This window comes from Parendozoicomonas sp. Alg238-R29 (assembly GCF_947331445.1).
Classification (GTDB): domain Bacteria; phylum Pseudomonadota; class Gammaproteobacteria; order Pseudomonadales; family Endozoicomonadaceae; genus Sansalvadorimonas.
On the sequence record NZ_CAMZOG010000013.1, the window covers coordinates 1 to 19803 of the forward strand.

The window sequence follows — 19803 nt, forward strand, 5'->3', positions numbered from 1 at the left end:
CACTATCTTTTTCACATAAAAATTTACGTTACAGGGATTGCCTGCCATGACGCCTGAACAGTTTCAGAACCTGGCCAGTCAGGGGTATAACCGTATACCTGTCACCCGCGAGGTGCTGGCTGATTTCGATACACCACTTTCGACTTATCTGAAGCTCGCAGACAACGATTACTCCTGTCTCCTGGAGTCTGTTGAGGGAGGGGAAAAATGGGGGCGTTATTCATTTATCGGCTTAGGTAGCCGAACTGTGCTGAAAGTGACTGGCCATGAATGGATTTTAGAAACCGATGGTCAGATCGTTGAACAGCGTCAGGTAGAAGATCCGCTGGCTGAAATCGAAACCTTTATGGAGCAATTTAAGGTTCCAGATTTGCCAGACTTACCTCGTTTTAATGGTGGGCTTGTTGGGTACTTTGCCTACGATACTGTTCGTTATATCGAACCTCGCCTTGCGCGCAGTCAACCCAAAGATGTTTTGGGAACCCCTGATATTTTATTGATGGTAATGGATGATCTTGTGGTGTTCGATAACCTGACCGGAAAGGTTGTGTTTATCACCCATGTTGACCCGTCAGAGGCTGATGCCTTAGTTCGGGCGGATGCTGCGATTGATGCACGATTACAGGCCTTGAAAAACAAGCGGGCGTATTTGCCATCGGGAGATGGCAAGAGCGATCGTGCAGAAGAAAGCTTCACCTCTTTGTGGGGTGAAGAGGGCTACAAGACAGCAGTTGATAAAGTAAAAGATTACATCTTGGCCGGCGATGTGATGCAGGTTGTGCCATCTCAGCGCATGACATTGCCTTACGATGAGCATCCTCTGAATCTCTATCGAGCTCTACGTTGCTTAAATCCTTCTCCTTATATGTATTACCTGAATCTGCGTGATTTTCATGTAGTGGGCTCTTCGCCAGAAATTCTGGCCCGTCTTGAGCATGGTGAAGTCGCGGTTCGACCTATTGCTGGAACCCGTAAGCGTGGTTCGACGGTTGAACGTGATCTCGAACTGGAACAAGAATTGCTGGATGACCCTAAAGAAATTGCCGAGCATCTGATGCTGATTGATTTGGGGCGTAACGATGTGGGGCGTGTTGCCAAAACGGGTTCGGTCAATCTCACCGATAAAATGGTTGTTGAACGCTATTCCCACGTTATGCATATTGTCTCCAATGTGACCGGGCAGTTGAAAGAAGGTTTGAGCGCAATGGATGTTCTACGGGCTACGTTACCTGCCGGAACCCTGAGCGGTGCTCCGAAAGTTCGCGCCATGGAAATCATTGATGAGCTGGAACCAGTAAAGCGCGGTATTTACGGTGGTGCTGTGGGTTATCTTTCCTGGAACGGCAATATGGATACGGCCATCGCTATTCGTACAGCAGTGATTAAAGACGGTCAGCTGAATATTCAGGCGGGAGCTGGTGTGGTGGCAGATTCTGTTCCAGAAATGGAGTGGAAAGAAACTCTCAATAAAGGCCGTGCGATTTTCAGTGCCGTTGATATGGCACGAGACGGTCTCTAACCAATAAAGAAGGCAAGAATAAATAGAAGTAACTAGCAGGGAGTACAGAGGGAGTGAGCGAAAGCGTGTCGGGGACTGGTTCAACGTCGGGATTACAGCAGAGAGTTCAGGCAATTGTGGAAGGGGTCTGGTTCAGCAATCTGATTATTGGCCTGATTGTTGTGAATGGCCTTGTGAATGGCCTGGAAACCAGCGAAGGGCTGGTTGCAAGCTACGGCAGCTGGTTTGAAATGATCAACAAGCTGGTCGTTGCTGTATTTGTAATGGAAGCCAGTTTGAAGATTTTTGCGGTTGCTCCCAGGTTAGGTCGCTACTTTGGTGATGGCTGGAACTGTTTCGATTTCACTGTAACGGTAATGAGTCTGGTGCCCGCTATTGGGCCGATGGCAACGCTGGCCCGTTTGGCTCGGTTGTTGAGGGTTCTAAGGTTGGTTTCGGCATTTCCTGAGTTAAGGTTGATCATTTCAACGCTGATTCGCTCCATTCCCAGCATGGGGCATGTTGTACTGCTGATGATGGTGATTTTTTACATCTATGCCGTGGCTGGATATCACCTGTTCAACGATGTTGATCCTGAACATTGGCGCAACTTGGGGATTTCTCTGTTAACCCTGTTCCGGATAGTGACTCTAGAAGACTGGACCGATGTTATGTACGCGTCGATGGAATTCTATCCCATGGCGTGGATCTATTATGTAAGTTTTGTGGTTTGCGGCACGTTTGTCGTTATTAATTTATTTATTGCCGTTGTGCTGAATAATCTTGAAGAAGCAAAAGCCGAGCGTTTGCAGGAGTTATGCAGGGAGCCTTCCCGCGGTGAAATTCTGCAAGAGCTAAAGTCTACGCAGGACACGCTCATTCGCCTGCAGCGACAGCTGGAAAACAGCTCTCTTCTCAACCAAGGCACAGCTTCTCAGCGGAGAGACGATTAATGCTTTTGATGATTGATAACTACGACAGTTTTACCTACAACGTCGTGCAATATCTGGGTGAGCTTGGCGCTGAGGTTCAGGTATACAGAAATGATGAGATTACTGTTGCTGAGATAGAAGCCAAGAAACCAGATCATATTGTGATTTCTCCAGGGCCGTGTACTCCAAATGAAGCGGGTGTTTCTATGGAAACCATTCGCCATTTCGCCGGAAAAATTCCTTTGCTGGGCATTTGTTTGGGGCACCAGAGTTTGGGGCAGGTGTTTGGTGGGGATGTTATTCGTGCTCGTCAGGTTATGCATGGCAAACTTTCTCCCGTGTATCACAACTCTGTAGGCGTGTTTGAAGGGGTTGATAATCCTTTTACCTGTACCCGTTACCACTCTCTGGTTGTTGATAAAGAGACATTGCCGGATTGCCTGGAAATTACTGCCTGGACCCAGAATGAAGATGGTTCCATAGATGAAATTATGGGATTACGTCACAAAGAACTGGCGGTTGAAGGCGTTCAGTTTCATCCAGAATCCATCATGACTGATTTTGGTCATGATTTGCTGGCCAATTTTTTGAAAAGCAGCTTGAAGCGAACTAATTAATACGGCCAAAGCCACCAGACATCGGAATAGAGCGAATGACTATGGATATTGACTATGGATATTAAAGAAGCGATTGGCCGTGCGGTGCAGCATCTTGATCTCAGTTTTGATGAGATGGAAGCGGTGATGCGCCAGATCATGACCGGTGGTGCGACTCAGGCACAAATTGGCGCCTTCCTCACCGCTTTGCGTATGAAGAGTGAGAGTATCGATGAAATTGCTGGTGCAGCCACAGTGATGCGTGAGTTGGCCACCAAGGTAGAAGTAAAGGCTGAAAATCTTGTTGATATTGTTGGAACCGGTGGTGATGGAGCCAACCTGTTTAATGTTTCAACGGCGTCGTCTTTTGTAGCAGCTGCAGCGGGTGTCTCTGTAGCGAAGCATGGCAACCAGGCTGTTTCCAGTAGTTCTGGCAGTGCTAATGTATTGATGCAGGCTGGTGTGAATCTGAATTTGACATCTGAGCAGGTAGCCCGGGCCGTTGAAGAAGTCGGTATCGGCTTTATGTTTGCCCCAAATCACCATTCGGCGATGAAACATGCTGTTGGCCCTCGTAAAGAGCTGGGTATTCGTACCTTTATGAATATTCTCGGCCCTATGACTAATCCGGCCGGTGTTCCTAATCTTTTGATTGGTGTATTTACTGGTGAACTCTGTCGCCCAATGGCCGAAGTTCTCAAACAGTTAGGCAACAACCATGTGCTGGTTGTTCATGCAATTGATGGTCTGGATGAAATTAGCCTTGCCAGCGAAACCCTTGTTGCTGAGCTGAAAGATGGTGAAGTGATTGAATATCACATCAGACCAGAGGATCTGGGTGTAGACAGTCAGAGTTTAATTGGTCTGGAAGTCAATAGTCCGGAAGAATCTCTTGCGCTGATCAAAGATGCATTAGGCAAGCAGGAAGGAAAATACGCCCGTAAAGCTGCTGATGTTATTGCATTGAATGCTGGAGCGGCAATTTATACAGCCAATGTTGCCAGTTCCTTAAAAGAAGGTGTAGCAATGGCTCAGGATGCTATTTCCAGCGGTCTGGCTCTCGAAAAAATGAAAGAGCTGGCTGCTTTCACAAGTGTTTGTAAACAAGACTAAACGAACGGCAGGGAATTACAGATATGACACCGGATACACCAACCGTTCTGAAAAAAATTATTGCCCGCAAACGAGAGGAAATTTCTGAACGTTCTGAGCTGGTGCCATTGGCCAAGTTGAAAGAAAAGGCTCTGGCAGCAGATAAGCCTCGTGGGTTTGTGAATGCTGTTGCTTCCAGAGTAGAGGCTGGTCAGGCTGGCATTATCGCGGAAATCAAAAAAGCATCTCCCAGTAAAGGTGTTATTCGGGAAGACTTTCATCCTGCCGAAATTGCCCGCAGTTACGAAAAAGCAGGCGCGGCCTGTTTGTCAGTATTAACTGATCGGGACTTTTTTCAGGGGCACGAAGATTATCTTGTTGAAGCACGCAGTGCCTGCAATCTGCCAGTGATTCGCAAAGATTTTATTATTTCCCCTTATCAAGTTTATGAAGCTCGGGCTTTGGGGGCAGACTGCATTTTGCTGATTGCGGCTTCTCTCGATGATCAGGCAATGGCAGAGCTTAATGCTCTTGCGGGTGAGCTGGGTATGGATGTGCTGATTGAAGTACACAATGCTGAAGAGCTGGAGCGAACCCTGAAGCTGGATAATAAACTGTTGGGGATTAATAACCGAAACTTGCACACTTTTGATGTGACTTTGGATGCCACTTATTCCTTACTGGAAAGCATTCCAGATGATCGTTTGGTAGTAACAGAGAGTGGCATTCACACCCGCGAAGACATTGCCGCTATGTTTAAACACAATGTGGGTGCCTTTTTGGTTGGTGAAGCCTTTATGCGAGCTGATGAGCCGGGGGATGAACTGGCCCGCTTGTTTGGTGAGTGGTTGTAACTAATTGTTGGTATACCGTAGGTTGGGTTAGAAGTGAAGCTTCGTAACCCAGCACTTTCTTTTATCATTGTGGAGCCCTGTTTATCTCTGGAACATGATCATTTGTGACTTCCCGTCCTGGCTGATTGAAAGCTGGGATGAAATGTTTGCAGCTCTGATACGGGGGCCGGTTGCGCGGAGAATCAGGATAGTTAGCTATCTGTTCTCCTACTAGAGTCTAATGGTCTGCCTGCTAGTCCTTTACCAGACTTAAGGAATAATCAGAGAGTTTATTATTCCTATAAATCAAATATATTAGTCAGGGAGAGAACATATGCATATAGCCAGAGCTAGTGCGGTCTGCAGACCGCATACAAAAGACCGTTTTGCCCCTCCTGTCCTAGATCTCGATTTTGGGAAAATGGGGAACAGAACTGTAACGGAAACTCAACAAAAGTCGAATGAGTCTGCGCTGCAAAACGGTGCTAACCTTGGTTCGATGCTGGAAGAAACATCTAACAGGCCTAAGGCTTTATCCAGCTACAAAGTAACCCGGATGTACAAAGTACAATATTTTTTCAGGACTCTTCCCTTTTTTGTCAGTAAATATGGGATCTCTGGCATAAAAACCTGTTTCCGGGGTGCCAAAGCTTTGGGCAACGAAACCATTGCTCGAGAAAATCTGCAGCATAACGATTTCGGTCAAATCTCAACCCGAATGCAACAAAAGCAATGCTAGCTCGGATATTTCATAAATATGCCCCGATCTTACTCGGGAACGAGATTGTGAATATAACTGTGTTTCTGCCTATCTTGAAACCTGTTCAGGTTGAGGTAAGTAAACATGGATATCAAGCTGGAAGGAGGAATTTTCCTCTCTTCCCTTGAATTCCCACCATACTTTCCCCATATCTCAGTGCATATATGCATTTACAGGAGTTTCTCTTGGAACAGTTCAGAGGCACAACCATTTTGTCGGTTCGCCGGGGTGGCAAAGTTGTAATTGGTGGTGATGGTCAGGTTTCCTTGGGTGATACCGTGATTAAGGGAAATGCCCGCAAAGTTCGCCGTTTATATAACGGTAAGGTGATTGCTGGTTTTGCAGGCGGTACTGCTGACGCTTTCACACTGTTTGAGCGTTTTGAAGCCCAACTGGAAAAGCATCAGGGGCAACTGGTTCGCTCTGCGGTCGAACTGGCAAAAGAATGGCGTACTGACCGTACTTTGCAGCGTTTAGAAGCCATGTTGATTGTGGCAGACAGTAAAGCTTCTCTAATTATTACCGGTAATGGTGATGTGATGGAGCCTGTTGATGGCATTCTTGCTATCGGCTCTGGCAGCAATTTTGCCCGTTCTGCGGCTATTGCCTTGAACCAGAATACTGATATGCCTGCTCTGGAGATTGTAGAGAAAAGTCTCAACATTGCTGGCGATATCTGTGTTTACACCAACCACTCCCGAACTATTGAAGAGCTGGACTGCGAGTAATCGCTTCATCTCTCTTGAATGCTTGAGCAGAAGTTAAAATTATGTCGAACATGACTCCCCGCGAAATTGTCCATGAGTTGGACAAACATATTATCGGCCAGGATGAAGCCAAACGCGCAGTTGCTATTGCCCTGCGTAATCGTTGGCGGAGAATGCAGGTCGATGCTGATCTGCGCAATGAAATCAGCCCTAAAAATATTTTGATGATCGGCCCCACCGGTGTAGGTAAAACAGAAGTCGCACGTCGTTTGGCTCGTCTGGCCAATGCACCTTTCATTAAGGTTGAAGCGACCAAGTTTACTGAAGTTGGTTATGTTGGGCGCGATGTCGAATCTATTGTTCGTGACCTGATGGATGCTGCCATCAAGATGATGCGCGAACAGGAAATGGAAAAGGTTAAGCATCGCGCTCTCGATGCAGCAGAAGATCGTATTCTGGATGCTCTGTTGCCACCTGCCCGCAACTTCTCTGAAGATAGCCAGCCTAAGGAAGAAAGTGGTACCCGTCAGATCTTCCGGAAGAAACTTCGTGAAGGTCAGCTCGATGATAAAGAGATCGAGATTGACGTTCAGGAAGCCAAAATGGGTGTAGAGATCATGGCGCCTCCTGGTATGGAGGAGATGACCAACCAGCTGCAAAGCATGTTCTCTAACATGAATACTGGAAAGAAACAGTCTCGCAAGCTTAAGGTAAAAGATGCCTTCAAACTGGTGCAGGATGAAGAAGCCGGCAAGCTTGTCAACGAAGAAGAGCTGAAAGTAAAAGCAGTTCAGTCCGTTGAGCAGAACGGCATTGTCTTTCTCGATGAGATCGATAAGGTTGCCAAGCGTGCTGGCGGTGGTGGCAGTGGCGAAGTTTCCCGTGAAGGTGTTCAGCGTGATTTACTGCCATTGATTGAAGGTTGCACCGTAAACACCAAGTACGGCATGATCAAAACAGACCATATTCTGTTTATTGCTTCCGGTGCATTCCACCTGTCCAAACCTTCCGATCTGATTCCCGAGCTGCAGGGACGCTTGCCAATTCGTGTTGAGTTAAAGGCGCTGAGCATTCAGGACTTTGAACGAATTCTGACTGAGCCTGATGCTTCTCTGACGTTGCAGTACAAAGCCTTGATGCAAACTGAAGGTTTGGAAATTACCTTTGATAAAAGTGGCCTGACCAAGATTGCAGAAGTTGCTTGGCAGGTGAATGAAAGTACTGAAAACATCGGTGCCCGCCGCCTGCATACTGTGTTAGAGCGACTGTTGGAAGAGGTTTCCTTTGCCGCGGCAGATATGGCTTCTGCTGGTGAAAAGGTTTGTATTGATGGTGATTATGTCACCAAGTATTTGGGAGATTTGGTTCAGGATGAAGATTTGAGTCGCTATATTCTGTAACGAAATTTCTTTGCTTGAATGTAAAGATCCCCAGCATACCTTTATGTTGGGGATTTTTCATGTCGTAAAGAAAGGGGATTACTTTATGTTTTCTGATGAAATGTGGCATCAGTTATTGGTTGCATGGAGTCAACACTCGCGCGGTTTGAGAGTTTTTCCTTGCGGCTGGCAATAGCAATTTGAATCAGGGCTATAAACACTCCCAGCATTCCGCCCAGGACAATTCCCAGGGCTATGATCAGTTTTTTCTTGGGTTTGATGGGGGTGGTTGGCACCGGAGCAGGTTGTGCCACAAAAACAGGTTCGAGAACTGAAAAGGTGGGCTCTGACAAAAGAGGTTTTAGTTTCATTGCAAGGGGGAATACTTCTGGCAATAAGGGGTTGTTCTCGTCGCCAGCTCTGGGTGACGAAAGCAGGCGATAGTTAGAGCGCTCTTTTTGCACTTCTTCTAGTTTTCTTTCAAGGATGCTTTTCCCAAGTAAAAATTGGTAGTCTTCTAAATCAGAAGGCAGGGTTAACTGTGATAACGGAGGGATATTACTGTTCTCTGCAATCCTGATATCACGAATGAATGTTTCCTGTTCTACTTGGTTTGCATTGAGAAATTGTTGCTCGAGTATACTAATGCTTTGATTAATACTTGTTTGAAGTGTGTGAACTTTTGCTTTGAAGTCTTTTTCAATAGTTTCAAAAATGAAGTCATGAGCTATCTGTATCAGACTATTAATGGCGGCGGCGGTATTTTCTGCAGATGAAGCGGTTGCTACTATAGTAATGCTTCGTTGGTCAGGGCTTTGTGAAATATCGAGTGCTGCACTAGGTGTTTCAATTTGGGTGGCACTTCTCACTAAGATGTGATGGTAGAGATCATAAATGTTTATTGATGAAGGGATCTCTTCATCGGGGGCAGGTCTGTAGTTGTCTAGATTGGCTGTTATGATGGGGGTGAGCCCTGCCTCTCGGTAAATAGATTCTAATTTAGAAAAGCTGCTCAGAGGTGCGACAAGGATATTAGTTTTGCTTTGCCAGGTAGGGGGCAGTACTAGAGCAATGACTATGGAAATAGTTGTTACAATGGCCGTTATGGCTGTAATCACTACTTTTCTATCCCATAACTTTTCCGCAAGCTCGAACAAATCGATCTCGTCGTCCTGAAAATGTTGTGGTTGGTAAACCGGTTTGTTCATATCTACTCCGAAAATGAACGGGTTTTATTTTATGATGTGCTTCGGGAATCGATACTAGAGGATTTGGCTGGTTCGCTAAAGAAGTTGTTGGTGTTTCAGTTTGAAAAAGTGACTCTGTATTCGTGTCACCTTTTCAGTGGTTAGTGTTGAGAACTTTTTTCCGCGTGTCTGCAGCTATTTGTATAAGAGTAATAAAAAAGCCCAGCATTGTACCTAGAATGGCCCCAAGAGATACAACTAGCATTTTCTTTGGTTTTATAGGGCTGGTTGGGAGAAGGGCAGGCAAGTCAATAATAACAGGTTGCCAATGAATGCTACTGAAATTGATATCTACAATCTTTTGTCGCTGTTGCCGAATAATGCTAGCCACAGCGGGAAGAAGGGGCTTGTTGTTATCGGATGCGTTCGGAATGCTAATGAACCTGTAGCGATTGAAAGATTCGTGTTGTATCCGAAGCTGCTCATTCAGGATGTTTGTACCCAACATAAAAGACTTTTCACCTAGTGTTCTTGACAGATTTAGGTCTTTTGCTTGTTCGATATTGCCTGCTTTCGCTATAGCAAGGGCATCCTTAAGGGCTATTTCCTGTACTTCACTAGCTTCAAGAAATGCTGTTTCAATTTGGGTTATCTCCCGATCAATTTTTTCAAGTTTGCGGATTTTGTCGCTTTCCAGGTTGTTAATAAGGCTCTTTTTCGCACTTTTTTGTGCATTAGGGATCAGAAAGTTATTCAGCAAATTGGTGGCAAACTGAGGATCGTCAGATTGAAATGTTACAGTGATCGCGGGGGCGGGGCTTGTGTTTTTAGGATCTTCACTTGACCGGCTTATCTGAAGATTTTCTTGAAAGCTCTTCCATTTGCTACGAGTGATTTCTTCTTTGTAGGAGGCTTGTAAAGCTCTCCCAGAAAAGTTGCTGTCTTTGAATGTTTGCCACTGTACAGCTGGCGATGTCAGTGCCCGGTAAAAGTAATTGTAAGTTGTTGAAGGGCTTATGGGGTTTGCTGTTTCATCTGCATTGATCAACCCCCAGACAGAGTTCAGATCAGCTAAGTCTGCAGGGTTGGCTTGAAAAACGGTAACTTCACTTTTCCAGATGGCAGGTGTCAGGAACGCAAAAAGTACAGAAGCTAAAGTGGTTACTACTGTTATAAAAATGATGTTTTTTTTGCGCTGCCATAAACTGTTGGCTAATTCAAACAGGTCTATCTCATCATCTCTGACTGGAAAATCGGTTGGCATGACTTGAATCGCTTGATTCGTTATATTCCAACTATATTTAGTGCGGAAAAAGACAATTGTCCCATATTTTTGTTTGTGAACGGAGAAGGGAAAGTTTTGTATGGAATATCATTGTTTAACGAAAGGGATCGTATGACAGACGTTCTCCCAATATCTGTAAGGCTTCATAAGCACAGTCAAAAACTGGAACTGTGTTACAGAAATACATCGTTATTTTCTTTAAGTTGTGAGTACCTGCGTGTCCACAGCCCCTCAGCTGAAGTGCAGGGTCATGGCGAAGGTCAGGAAATTCTCCAAACTGGCAAAATCAATATTGCCATAACAGCTGTTGAGCCAGTAGGGAACTATGGCCTCAAGCTGGTATTTGATGACGGACATGACTCCGGTATATACACATGGGAATATCTGCGAGCGCTTTGTGATAATCAGGAAGTCTGGTGGAAGAATTATCTTGAGCGGCTTGAGAAAGCCGGTGCTTCCCGTGACCCCGATGTAAGCCCTGTACGGCTACTTGGGTAAATATTGCGATTTATGGGCAAAGTCAGAAAAAGCCTCCTAGTCGTAGCGCTCATCCGAAGATAGAATGGTTGCCCTTGAAGTCAGGTTATGGCCATTTATTACGATGAGCGAAAATCATACCGGGGACAAAACCCACTTCGGCTATAAGACCGTAGATTCTAAAGACAAGGAAAAGTTGGTTGCGGATGTATTCCACTCCGTAGCAGGTCGTTACGACCTGATGAACGATTTGATGTCTATGGGCGTACACCGCCTGTGGAAACGCTTTACCCTGGAAATGAGCGCTGTTCGCAAGGGGCAGAAAGTTCTGGATATTGCCGGCGGAACCGGTGATCTGGCAATGAAGTTTTCAGAAATTGTTGGTTCTGAAGGGCAGGTTATCCTCGCTGATATCAACGACTCCATGCTTCATGTTGGGCGAGATAAGCTCACAGATCGCGGAGCGATTGGCAATGTTGAATATGTTCAGGCCAATGCGGAATGCCTTCCTTTTGCAGATAACACCTTTGATCTGATTACCATTGCTTTCGGCCTTCGCAATGTTACAGATAAGGACTCCGCTATTCGCTCTATGTTGCGAGTGCTCCGCCCTGGTGGTCGGTTGTTGATTCTGGAATTTTCCAAGCCTCGCAGTGCTTTGCTAGGTAAAGCGTATGATGCCTACTCTTTCACCGCTCTACCTCTAATGGGCAAACTGGTGACCAATGACTCCGAAAGTTATCGTTATCTAGCGGAATCTATCCGTATGCATCCAGATCAGAAAACCCTTGAAGGCATGATGAAAGACGCTGGCTTCGTAAACACCGGTTATCACAATATGACCGGTGGTGTTGTGGCCCTTCATAAAGGCATAAAACCATGATGAGCCCACAGGGTTCTATTCTGGAAACCATGCCCGGTGTTGCCGTGAGAATGGCTTTGGAGAAAGCCACGGCCAGTTTGATTGCTTATGATGTGGTAACAGCTAGAAGCCTGCAGAAATTGGATGGAAAAATTCTGCAGGTGAACTCTGTAACCCCTGCTATTGCACTATTCGTTCGTTTTGGTGAAAAACCAGAATTTTTAGCAGCCTGCGAACAGGAGGCTGATTGTGTTCTGTCTGGATCTGCTGTCAGTCTTTTACGGTTGGCACTTTCCGATGCCCCCATGGCATTTTTGCAGCAGGAAGATATTGTACTCTCAGGCGACAGTGGTCTACTGATAGCTGCTTCGGCCATTATTCGGGAAGCGGATATTGACTGGGAACAGATGATATCCCAGTACACGGGTGGAGTTTTGGCCCACTTTATGGGGGCTGCCTTTCGGCAGGGAGATATGGCTGCCAGAGGTGTTCATCGCACAGTTGTCTCTAATCTGCCAGAGTATCTGCAGGAAGAGCTCAGGCTTTTACCTCCGTCTGGACAAACAGAAGCCTTTTATGCAGATCTGAGTGATCTGCGATTAGCGACTGATCGGTTGCAGGCTCGTATTGAGCATCTGGAAAATATGCGCAAAAAAAGTGTTCAGGGTGGGGGATTGTAGCGGGTGCAACGTCTGTTTCGCATGTTTACTATTGTCGGGGTTATTGCCCGCTATCGCCTTGATAACCTGATTGATCGTGATTCTCTGCCCTGGTTTGGGCGTCTCTTTTTATCTCTGCTTCCCTGGTGCTGGCATTCAAATCCGGCAACCCGTGGAGCCCGTTTGCGAATGGCGCTGACGGACCTTGGCCCTATCTTTGTAAAGTTTGGTCAGATCCTGTCAACCCGAAGGGATCTTCTTCCCGACGATATTGGGGACGAACTTGCCCAGCTTCAGGATCGGGTACCAGCTTTTGGTAGTGATCAGGCTGTTGAGATTATTGAGAGCAGTCTGGGGGCGTCTGTAGATAAACTGTTCCAGTCCTTTGAGCGTGAACCAATGGCGTCAGCTTCCATTGCTCAGGTTCATGGTGCAGTTCTTCATAATGGCGATGCTGTTGTGGTGAAGGTTATCCGCCCCAACATTGATAAGGTTATCCGCAAAGATATTTCTCTTCTTTACATGCTGGCTCGCCTGATTCGTCTGACTTCCGATGGCCGGCGACTGCGCCCGGTTGAGGTGGTGGAAGATTATGAGAGTACCATTTTTGATGAGTTGGATCTGCAAAGAGAAGCGGCCAATGCTTCCCAGCTGCGGCGGAACTTTCTTGAGTCCCATCTGCTCTATATTCCCAGAGTTTATTGGGATTATTCCCGTCCACGAGTGATGGTAATGGAACGCATCAATGGCGTTCCGGTAACTGACCTTGAAGCACTAAAAACTCAGGGCACCAACATGAAACTGTTGGCGGAACGAGGGGTCGAAACGTTTTTTACCCAAGTGTTTCGGGACAGTTTTTTCCATGCGGATATGCATCCGGGAAACATTTTCATCTCCAAGGTAAACCCTGAAGATCCGCAATATATCGGAATCGACTGCGGAATAGTGGGATCTTTAACTCCTGAGGATCAAAGCTATCTGGCTCGTAATCTGCTGGCCTTCTTTCGGCGGGATTACCGTATGGTGGCAAAGCTGCATATTGATTCCGGCTGGGTGCCTGCAGATACCAAGGTCAATGAGCTTGAGGCGGGCATTCGCACAGTCTGTGAGCCGATTTTTGAAAAACCACTGTCGGAAATTTCCTTTGGCATGGTCCTTCTTAATCTGTTTCAGGTGGCGCGGCGCTTTAATATGGAAGTGCAGCCCCAATTGGTATTGTTACAAAAAACTCTTCTGAATATTGAGGGGTTGGGGCGTCAACTCTATCCCCAGCTGGACCTCTGGGCTACAGCACAGCCATTTTTAGAAAAATGGATGCATGAGCGTGTCGCACCTCAAGGTGTCATAAAACGACTGCATAATACGATGCCCGAGTTAATTGAGCAGGCTCCGATGCTGGTTCATCAGATGTTGGAAGATGTTCAGGCTTTGCACAAAACACCCTTATCACCGGTAGTGAATAAATCAGCATTGGGGCGAGATTTACGTTGGTTGGGTGTCGTTGTTCTGGCTGGTGCGTCTTTTGCGGCTTTTCAGACTACCGAAGTGGCAAGTTGGAATATTCTGCTGTTAGGTGGGGTTGGCGGTTACTTGTTGAGTCAGTCTGGATCTGGGCGTTCTGGAAGGTAGGGGGGGTATTATGTCCAAAGCATGGTTGAATGAAGTTACCTGGAATGATGATGGTCTGGTACCAGCTATTGCCCAGGATGCGGAAACCGGTAAAGTGCTGATGATGGCGTGGATGAATAGGGAATCTCTGGAAGCCACTGTACGGGAAGGGCACGCAATTTACTGGTCTCGCTCTCGTGGAAGGTTATGGCGCAAGGGGGAATCCTCAGGTCATACACAGGAATTGGTGGATTTGCGCCTTGATTGTGACGGAGACACCGTATTGTTGAGAGTGCGTCAACATGGTGGTATTGCCTGCCATACCGGGCGGGAGCACTGCTTCTTCCGCCAGCTGCAGGCTGGGGATGCTACCTGTTGGCACGATGTTGAGCCGGTGAAAAAGAACCCCGATGACATATATCAATAAATTGTAAAGATGCACGCTGCACTGGATGGATAATGAGCGATATACTTGAGCAACTTGCGCAGGTTCTGGAACAGCGTAAAAATGATGATCCCGATAGCTCCTATGTAGCAGGGCTGTACCAGAAAGGATTGAATAAAATCCTGGAAAAAGTGGGTGAAGAAACCACAGAAACACTGCTGGCGGCAAAAGATGCTGAGCGCAGTGGTGATGTGGATGATCTGGTGTACGAAACCGCGGACCTCTGGTTCCACTCTTTGATTATGCTGGCTCATCTGGGCACCGGGCCCGATGCGATTTTAAATGAACTGGGCAGACGTTTTGGACTGTCCGGTCTTGAGGAAAAGGCGGCACGCTCGGCTGGCGCCGACGAAAACAGGGATTCCTGAACAGGACAGAAAGATGACTGACTGTATTTTCTGCAAAATTCAGCAGGGAGATATTCCAGCAGACATTGTTTATGAAGATGAGCACTGTCTGGCGTTTCGGGATATTCAGCCCAAAGCACCGATCCACCTGCTGGTGATTCCCCGTAAGCATGTGGAAAATCTGGATGATCTGGTTGAGTCTGACAAAGACTTAGTCAGCCATATGATGCTGACCATTCCTAAAATCGCCCGTCAGCAAGGGCTGAAAGAGGGATACCGCACGGTCGCCAATACTGGCACTGGCGGAGGACAGGAGGTGTTCCACCTGCATTTTCATATTCTAGGCGGTGGTGTACTCCACTCCCTGTAACGTATAACTATTTTAAGAGTAAGGCTTAAAGGGGATTTATTATGGGTATAAGTATTCCGCAGCTTCTGATAGTTCTGGCTATCCTGATTCTTCTGTTTGGCACTAAGCGCCTGCGCAACATTGGCGGTGACTTGGGTAGTGCTGTAAAAGGCTTTCGCAAAGCCATGAGCAGTGAAGAACAGAATGTTGCTAAAAGCGAAGAGCCTCGCAAGATTGAAGGTGAGGATGCCCAGTTTGATGCTTCAGCAAGCAAGAGCGCTGAAAAAGAGTCTCAGAAAGATAAGCAGTCGTAACGGAAGCCTATAGAAGTGTTCGATATCGGATTTCTAGAACTTGTTATTATTGCAGTGATTGCACTGGTGGTACTGGGGCCTGAACGGCTTCCTGTTGCTATCAAAACCACTGCAATATGGGTTGGCCGAATCAAGCGTAGTTTTCAGGGAATCCGTACTGAAATTGAGCGTGAATTGAAGGTGGATGAAATTCGCCGTGAAGTTCATAACGCCAGTGTCATGGATGAATTAAAGAAAACCCGCGAAGAGCTGGAGCAGGGTGTAAACAGTGTTCGGGAAACCCTGAATACCCCTCTGGACGGGTTTTCTGGAGATAAAGCTTCAGCGAAAGATGCAGAGCCTTCTTCAGATGCAGAGCCTTCTTCAGATGCAGGGCCTTCTTCAGATGCAGGGCCTTCTTCAGATGCAGGGCCTTCTTCAAAAGTAGGCTCTTCCGTTACAGAGAAAAATAGTGGCTCTAAACCAGACAGCCAATCTTCCTGAACCGTGTATAAAGTACACCTGAACAGACTTATTAATGAGTAATAATCAGCAAAGCAGTCAAGGGGCTGATACAGAGCAACCGTTGGTTCAACATCTTTTGGAATTGCGTAATCGTATTCTGAAGTCGGTTGCTGTTGTTGTTGTCATTTTTCTTGGGCTGTTTTATTTCGCCAATGACATTTATGCCTTTGTTTCGTTGCCTCTGAGGGCTTATTTGCCTGAAGGTGCCAGCATGATTGCAACAGAAGTGGCTTCTCCATTTCTGACGCCATTTAAGTTGACACTTGTGGTTTCTGTTTTTCTTGGTATCCCTTTTGTGCTGCATCAGATCTGGGCTTTTATCTCTCCAGGTTTGTATCAACATGAAAAGCGTTTGGCTGTACCGTTGCTGATCTCTAGCGTATTACTGTTTTATGGTGGTGCGGCCTTTGCCTATTACGTTGTCTTCCCTCTGGTTTTCGGTTTCTTTACTAGTGTTGGCCCGGAAGGGGTAACGATTATGACGGATATTAATCGTTATCTGGATTTCGTATTGAAGATGTTCTTTGCCTTTGGTATAGCATTTGAGATTCCTGTAGCAACGGTTTTGCTGGTGGCATCAGGACTGACAACGGTTGAAGATCTCAAGAAAAAGCGCCCTTATGTCGTTGTGGGCTGCTTTGTTGTTGGTATGCTTTTAACCCCACCGGATGTGATTTCTCAATCTCTGCTGGCGTTGCCAATGTGGCTACTTTTCGAGTGTGGCATTATTTTTTCACGGTTTGCCAAGAGTTCGGCTTCTCAAAGGGAAGCTGAAAAAGAGAAAGAGCAGCAAGCTTCAGAGTGATACTGAACGGATTGGAGGAGCCGTCTTTGGGACGGCTTTTTTGTTTGTATGAATCTTTTACTGCTGGAACCTGAAGATATTGTTGGGCCCGGTCGCGCCATAGTGCGCGGGCGTCGTTTATCTCACGTTCAGGATGTTCATAAGTCTGAGCCAGGCGACACACTTCGTGTAGGTGAATTAAATGGCCTAATGGGTGAGGCTCGCATTATTCGCTTGGATAAAAGCGAGCTTGAGCTGGAATATGCAGTGACCCAAGAGTCGCCACCGGCTTTACCAGTTACGGTTTTGCTGGCGCTTCCCCGACCTAAAATGCTTAAGCGCACTTTCCAAGCGCTGGCGACTATGGGAGTGAAACGCATTGTTCTGATGAATACGTTTCGGGTGGAAAAGAGCTTCTGGCAAAGCCCCTGGCTGAGGCCGGAGGCTATTCGTGAGCAGCTGGTTTTAGGTTTGGAGCAGGGGCGGGATACAGTTCTGCCAGAAGTTATTCTTGAAAAACGTTTCAAGCCGTTTGTTGAAGATCGTTTGCCAGTGTTGTCGCAGAATATGCGTAAGCTGGTTGCTCACCCTGTGGGTGGTGAGGAATGTCCCAGAGCCATTAATGAACCTGCTATATTGGCTATCGGCCCTGAGGGCGGGTTTATTCCATATGAGGTAGAGCGTTTGGTGGAGTATGGCTTTGAATGTGTGCACCTTGGTTCGAGAATCCTGCGAGTAGAGACAGCTGTCCCTGTATTGTTGAGTCGACTCTTTTAACTCATATCTTGTGGATCTACATCGATAGACCAGCGGATTTTTCGAGTTAGTGGATCCTGTTCCATGGAAGGAAGAAGCCTGTAAAGCAAGTTGTGCAGTGGTTTTCGATTGCGAGCTTGCAGATGCAGCTGCCAGCGTATGCGCCCCTGACGTTTTTCCATGGGGGCTGGCATAGGGCCAATTATTATAACGCCTTCTGGCCCGCCTAAGTTATTGGCTTCAATAATGTCTCGGGCGATATGGGCTGAATTATTCAGAAACTCTTCTACAGGCTGAGAGTTTGGGGCTTCCGAAGAAATAAGAGCAATATGGCTAAATGGAGGAAGCCCAATCGTGCTGCGCTGGTGAATGATGTCTCGGGAGAATGCGTCATAACCTTGGTGGATCAGGGTTTGTAATTGTGGGTTCTCAGGATTTCCAGTCTGTATTAAAACCTTGCCTGGTTGATCGGCTCTTCCCGCTCTGCCTGCAACCTGGAGAATCAACTGACCGGTTTTTTCTGCACCCCGAAAATCGGCACTGAAAAAACCTGTGTCAGCATTCACTATCACTACAAGGGTAACGGCGGGGAAATGGTGCCCTTTGGCCAGCATTTGGGTGCCAACAAGAATGGCTGGGTTGCCCTTGTGAATTTTTTCAACCATTTCCTGAAAAGAGTGTTTTTTGCGCATGCTGTCTCGGTCTATGCGCATAACATCAACTTTGCCTTTCTTGGCAAAGATCTGCTCCAGAATTTCTTCAGTTCGTTCCGTACCCTGACCAACCGGACTTAACTCCGGGCTGTGGCAGTTAGGGCACTGATTTGGAATACTCTGACGATAATCACAATGGTGGCAATGCAGGTGTAAAGGGGAGCGATGTAGAGTCAGGTGAGCATCACAGTTGAGACAGTCAATCAGCCAGCCGCAATTGTCACAGGTAAGTGTGGGAGCGTAACCACGGCGATTGAGGAAAACCAGGACCTGTTGCCCTTGTTTAAGGGTATTTTGAATAGCTGCCAGGCTTTCCGGGGCAATCCCTCCCTGCAGTTGCTGGTTGCGGATATCAATAAGCTCTAAAGCTGGCGGACGGGCATTGCCTGCCCGTTGCTGAAGTTGCAGGTAACGAAATTTATGGGTCTGGCTATTGTGAAGGGTTTCGAGGCTGGGAGTAGCCGAACCCAGAACTACGGGGATGTTTTCAAGTCTTCCCCGGTAAAGGGCTAAATCACGGGAAGAGTAACGGACGCTGTCCTGCTGCTTATAAGAAAGGTCATGCTCCTCATCGATAATAATAATGCCAGGGTGGAGTAATGGCGTAAAAATACCTGAACGGGTGGCTATCACAATGCCGGCCTCACCGCGGCGAGCTGCGAGCCAGCCATTCAAGCGTTCTCTGTCCGTCAGGCCTGAGTGAAGCACGGCAATTGGAACATTAAAGCGCTCACGGAACCTGGCCATTGTTTGTGGTGTCAGGCCGATTTCGGGAACTAATACCAATGCCTGCTGTTTGTTGGCAAGGGCATGAGCGATGGCCTGAAGGTAAACCTCGGTTTTACCGCTGCCTGTTACACCGTGCAGTAGAGTCGCGCTGAATTGATGCATTTCGCAGGTTATGGATTCGAGGGCGCGTTCCTGCTCATTGTTCAGAACCAGCGGGGAGGATTTCAGCAAAGGCTCATGCTGGTAGAAAAGCTGAAACTCGGGAGCCTTCTCGATCGCTTCAATAAGCCCCCGGTTTGCCAGGTTTTTGAGTAGTGTACGATCAAAGCCCATACTGCGCAGAGCCTCGGAAGAAATACCGTCCTGATGTTGTTTTATCAGGTTCCAGGCTTCCTGTTGGCGTGGAGCCCTGGCTCGTGATAAAGCTGTTTCTGCCTGCGTATCAAGGTTGAGGGCTGGCTGCCAGAATTCGTGGACTTCTCTACTTAAGTCATAGCCCTGACGCAGCAAGGCGGGCAGTGCCTGGCTGAAGGTATCCCCAATGGAGTGGTGATAATAATCTGCCGACCAATTGACCAGCTTGATTAATGCTTCTGAGAAAATGGGATTGGAATCAAGGATCTCACTGGCAGGGCGTAATTTGTTATCCGGCACTTCGGATTCTGTTTCCAGGCTGATCAATATGCCGACAATTTCCCGGTTGCGGAAAGGAACTCTTACCCGTACCCCAGGCGTCAGCGAACCGGTATGGATGTTGTGTGGCGGAAGGTAATCAAACAGGCGGCGCAGATTAACCGGGAGTGCGAGGCGTAAAATTCCGCTGGAGTTCGCAGACATAAACAATTGTGCGCTGAATAAAAAGGCTAGCTTATCAGATACTTTCGTCCTGTGTCTGATTGGCGAGCTTGTTACAAAAGCCTGTGTTGGCAGGAATAGTGGTTAACAACGGTTGAGTTGTTGTTTCCCTGCTTTGCTCTGGGAATCGGG

General features: G+C 47.1%; 22 protein-coding genes. 19 read left to right on the forward strand and 3 right to left on the reverse strand.

The annotated features are described in order from the left end of the window. Positions 1–46: 46 nt before the first annotated feature. The 8 genes from trpE to hslU all read left to right on the forward strand — a co-directional run bounded on the left by trpE (position 47) and on the right by hslU (position 7818). Positions 47–1519: an anthranilate synthase component I gene (trpE, locus tag QMA35_RS05150; RefSeq protein ID WP_281646064.1), complete on the forward strand. Its 1473-nt coding sequence runs from the start codon at positions 47–49 to the stop codon at positions 1517–1519. Between the two features lie 53 nt (positions 1520–1572). Then, positions 1573–2451 carry an ion transporter gene (locus QMA35_RS05155; RefSeq protein ID WP_281646065.1) on the forward strand — a complete coding sequence of 293 codons (879 nt, stop codon included), beginning with the start codon at positions 1573–1575 and terminating at the stop codon, positions 2449–2451. Then, a complete protein-coding gene (locus QMA35_RS05160) occupies positions 2451–3047 on the forward strand; it encodes an aminodeoxychorismate/anthranilate synthase component II (protein ID WP_281646066.1) in 597 nt (198 codons plus the stop codon). Before QMA35_RS05155 ends, QMA35_RS05160 begins: the two co-directional genes overlap by 1 nt. A gap of 54 nt (positions 3048–3101) precedes the next feature. Beyond that, positions 3102–4139, forward strand: a complete 1038-nt coding sequence (trpD, locus tag QMA35_RS05165; protein ID WP_281646067.1) for an anthranilate phosphoribosyltransferase — start codon at positions 3102–3104, stop codon at positions 4137–4139. A gap of 23 nt (positions 4140–4162) precedes the next feature. After that, on the forward strand, positions 4163–4972 hold the full coding sequence (gene trpC / locus QMA35_RS05170; protein WP_281646068.1) for an indole-3-glycerol phosphate synthase TrpC: 810 nt from the start codon (positions 4163–4165) through the stop codon (positions 4970–4972). Positions 4973–5285: 313 nt separating this feature from the next. Beyond that, the gene (locus tag QMA35_RS05175; RefSeq protein ID WP_281646069.1) at positions 5286–5690 is read left to right on the forward strand and encodes a hypothetical protein; all 405 of its coding nucleotides are present in this window, start codon (positions 5286–5288) and stop codon (positions 5688–5690) included. A 206-nt stretch (positions 5691–5896) separates the two neighbouring features. After that, a complete protein-coding gene (gene hslV, locus QMA35_RS05180; RefSeq protein WP_281646070.1) occupies positions 5897–6439 on the forward strand; it encodes an ATP-dependent protease subunit HslV in 543 nt (180 codons plus the stop codon). 41 nt (positions 6440–6480) lie between these two features. Continuing rightward, positions 6481–7818 carry an ATP-dependent protease ATPase subunit HslU gene (gene hslU / locus QMA35_RS05185; protein WP_281646071.1) on the forward strand — a complete coding sequence of 446 codons (1338 nt, stop codon included), beginning with the start codon at positions 6481–6483 and terminating at the stop codon, positions 7816–7818. A gap of 83 nt (positions 7819–7901) precedes the next feature. On the opposite strand, the gene QMA35_RS05190 is transcribed toward hslU, so the two are convergent. Both QMA35_RS05190 and QMA35_RS05195 read right to left on the reverse strand, forming a co-directional pair. Continuing rightward, positions 7902–9005, reverse strand: coding sequence for a Wzz/FepE/Etk N-terminal domain-containing protein (locus QMA35_RS05190; RefSeq protein ID WP_281646072.1), 1104 nt, complete (start codon positions 9003–9005; stop codon positions 7902–7904). 133 nt (positions 9006–9138) lie between these two features. Further along, complete coding sequence (locus QMA35_RS05195; protein ID WP_281646073.1) at positions 9139–10248, reverse strand: Wzz/FepE/Etk N-terminal domain-containing protein; 1110 nt, start codon at positions 10246–10248, stop codon at positions 9139–9141. Between the two features lie 132 nt (positions 10249–10380). Between QMA35_RS05195 and QMA35_RS05200 the strand changes: the two genes are divergently transcribed. The 11 genes from QMA35_RS05200 to QMA35_RS05250 all read left to right on the forward strand — a co-directional run bounded on the left by QMA35_RS05200 (position 10381) and on the right by QMA35_RS05250 (position 17395). Further along, positions 10381–10767, forward strand: a complete 387-nt coding sequence (locus tag QMA35_RS05200) for a DUF971 domain-containing protein (RefSeq protein ID WP_281646074.1) — start codon at positions 10381–10383, stop codon at positions 10765–10767. Positions 10768–10870: 103 nt separating this feature from the next. After that, positions 10871–11629 (forward strand): bifunctional demethylmenaquinone methyltransferase/2-methoxy-6-polyprenyl-1,4-benzoquinol methylase UbiE, encoded by a 759-nt coding sequence (gene ubiE, locus QMA35_RS05205; protein WP_281646122.1) that lies wholly within the window; start codon positions 10871–10873, stop codon positions 11627–11629. Continuing rightward, positions 11626–12288 carry an SCP2 sterol-binding domain-containing protein gene (locus QMA35_RS05210; RefSeq protein WP_281646075.1) on the forward strand — a complete coding sequence of 221 codons (663 nt, stop codon included), beginning with the start codon at positions 11626–11628 and terminating at the stop codon, positions 12286–12288. Before ubiE ends, QMA35_RS05210 begins: the two co-directional genes overlap by 4 nt. Before the next feature lie 3 nt (positions 12289–12291). Beyond that, a complete protein-coding gene (gene ubiB, locus QMA35_RS05215; RefSeq protein ID WP_281646076.1) occupies positions 12292–13896 on the forward strand; it encodes a ubiquinone biosynthesis regulatory protein kinase UbiB in 1605 nt (534 codons plus the stop codon). 10 nt (positions 13897–13906) lie between these two features. Next, positions 13907–14302: a phosphoribosyl-AMP cyclohydrolase gene (hisI, locus tag QMA35_RS05220; RefSeq protein WP_281646077.1), complete on the forward strand. Its 396-nt coding sequence runs from the start codon at positions 13907–13909 to the stop codon at positions 14300–14302. A 32-nt stretch (positions 14303–14334) separates the two neighbouring features. After that, the gene (locus QMA35_RS05225; protein WP_281646078.1) at positions 14335–14688 is read left to right on the forward strand and encodes a phosphoribosyl-ATP diphosphatase; all 354 of its coding nucleotides are present in this window, start codon (positions 14335–14337) and stop codon (positions 14686–14688) included. Positions 14689–14701: 13 nt separating this feature from the next. Beyond that, entirely contained in the window at positions 14702–15037 is a 336-nt protein-coding gene (locus QMA35_RS05230) for a histidine triad nucleotide-binding protein (RefSeq protein ID WP_281646079.1), read from the forward strand. Positions 15038–15078: 41 nt separating this feature from the next. Continuing rightward, a complete protein-coding gene (gene tatA, locus QMA35_RS05235) occupies positions 15079–15330 on the forward strand; it encodes a twin-arginine translocase TatA/TatE family subunit (protein ID WP_281646080.1) in 252 nt (83 codons plus the stop codon). A gap of 15 nt (positions 15331–15345) precedes the next feature. Continuing rightward, the gene (gene tatB / locus QMA35_RS05240) at positions 15346–15813 is read left to right on the forward strand and encodes a Sec-independent protein translocase protein TatB (RefSeq protein ID WP_281646081.1); all 468 of its coding nucleotides are present in this window, start codon (positions 15346–15348) and stop codon (positions 15811–15813) included. Positions 15814–15847: 34 nt separating this feature from the next. After that, positions 15848–16639 carry a twin-arginine translocase subunit TatC gene (gene tatC, locus QMA35_RS05245; protein WP_281646082.1) on the forward strand — a complete coding sequence of 264 codons (792 nt, stop codon included), beginning with the start codon at positions 15848–15850 and terminating at the stop codon, positions 16637–16639. A 48-nt stretch (positions 16640–16687) separates the two neighbouring features. Continuing rightward, complete coding sequence (locus QMA35_RS05250) at positions 16688–17395, forward strand: 16S rRNA (uracil(1498)-N(3))-methyltransferase (protein WP_281646083.1); 708 nt, start codon at positions 16688–16690, stop codon at positions 17393–17395. On the opposite strand, the gene QMA35_RS05255 is transcribed toward QMA35_RS05250, so the two are convergent. Then, entirely contained in the window at positions 17392–19653 is a 2262-nt protein-coding gene (locus QMA35_RS05255; protein WP_281646084.1) for a primosomal protein N', read from the reverse strand. The genes QMA35_RS05250 and QMA35_RS05255 overlap by 4 nt on opposite strands. Positions 19654–19803: the final 150 nt, after the last annotated feature.